The sequence below is a fragment of the Streptomyces sp. NPDC021093 genome (assembly GCF_044333135.1).
In the GTDB taxonomy this organism is placed as follows: domain Bacteria; phylum Actinomycetota; class Actinomycetes; order Streptomycetales; family Streptomycetaceae; genus Streptomyces.
On sequence record NZ_JBIRQJ010000029.1, the window covers coordinates 1 to 1,151 of the forward strand.

Annotated in this window: 1 protein-coding gene; it reads left to right on the forward strand. The window is 72.1% G+C overall.

What is annotated here, in order from left to right; all coding sequences use genetic code 11:
• On the forward strand, window positions 1-1,151 hold a 1,151-nt coding region (locus ACH4SP_RS42510; protein ID WP_398423870.1), incomplete at both ends, for a condensation domain-containing protein.

Below are 1,151 nucleotides of genomic sequence, written 5' to 3' on the forward strand. Positions count from 1 at the left end.
TCTGCTGGCGGGGCGGGTGGCGCGGGCGGGTGCGGCGCGGGCGCCGTTGGTGGCGGGGGTGCGTCCGGAACGGATACCGCTGTCGTACGCGCAGCGGCGGCTGTGGTTCGCGTTCCGGCTGGAGGGCCCCAGTCCCACGTACAACTGCCCGCTGGTCCTGCGGTTCTCCGGTCCGCTGGACCGGGAGGCGCTCGCGGGGGCGGTCGCGGACGTGGTGGCCCGGCACGAGTCGCTGCGGACCCGGTTCGTCGAACTCGACGGCGAGCCCTGCCAGCAGGTGATCCCTGTCGGCGACGCCCGGGTCGTTGTGGACGGCCCCCGCCCGGTGGCCGGGGAGGAGGAACTCGACCGGCTGCTGCGCGAGCACTCCGCGTACCGTTTCGACCTGGCCGCCGAGATCCCGTTCCGGGCCACCCTCTTCGAGCAGGCCCCCGACCAGCACGTCCTGCTCCTGCTGGTCCATCACATCGCCAGCGACGGATGGTCCATGACCCCCCTCGCCCGCGACCTCTCCACCGCCTACCGCACCCGCACCCACGGTCAGAATCTGGACCAGGGCCAGGAGCTGGCTCCGTTGGCGGTGCAGTACGCCGACTACGCCCTCTGGCAGACCGCCGTCCTCGGCAATCCCCACGACCCGAACAGCATCCTCGCCCGCCAGCGCACCTACTGGACCCACCAGCTCACCGGCGCCCCCCAGGTCCTCGACCTCCCCCTCGACCGCCCCCGCCCCGCGATCGCCCGCCACCACGGAGCCACCACACCCCTCACCCTCACCCCCGCCCTCCACCACCAGCTCCGCACCCTCGCCCGCGACCACGACGTCACCCTCTTCATGGTCCTGCACGCCGCGACCGCCGTCCTCCTCCGCACCCTCGGCGCCGGAACCGACCTCCCCATCGCCACCGTCCAGGCCGGACGCACCGACGAAGCCCTCGAACCCCTCGTCGGATTCTTCGTCAACACCCTCATCCTCCGCACCGACCTCACCGGCGACCCCACCTTCACCGAACTCCTCACCCGCGTCCGCGAAACCGACCTCGCCGCCTACGCCCACCAGGACCTCCCCCTCGACCACGTCATCGAAGCCCTCAACCCCCACCGCACCCTCTCCCACACCCCCTTCACCCAAATCGCACTCACCCTCCAGA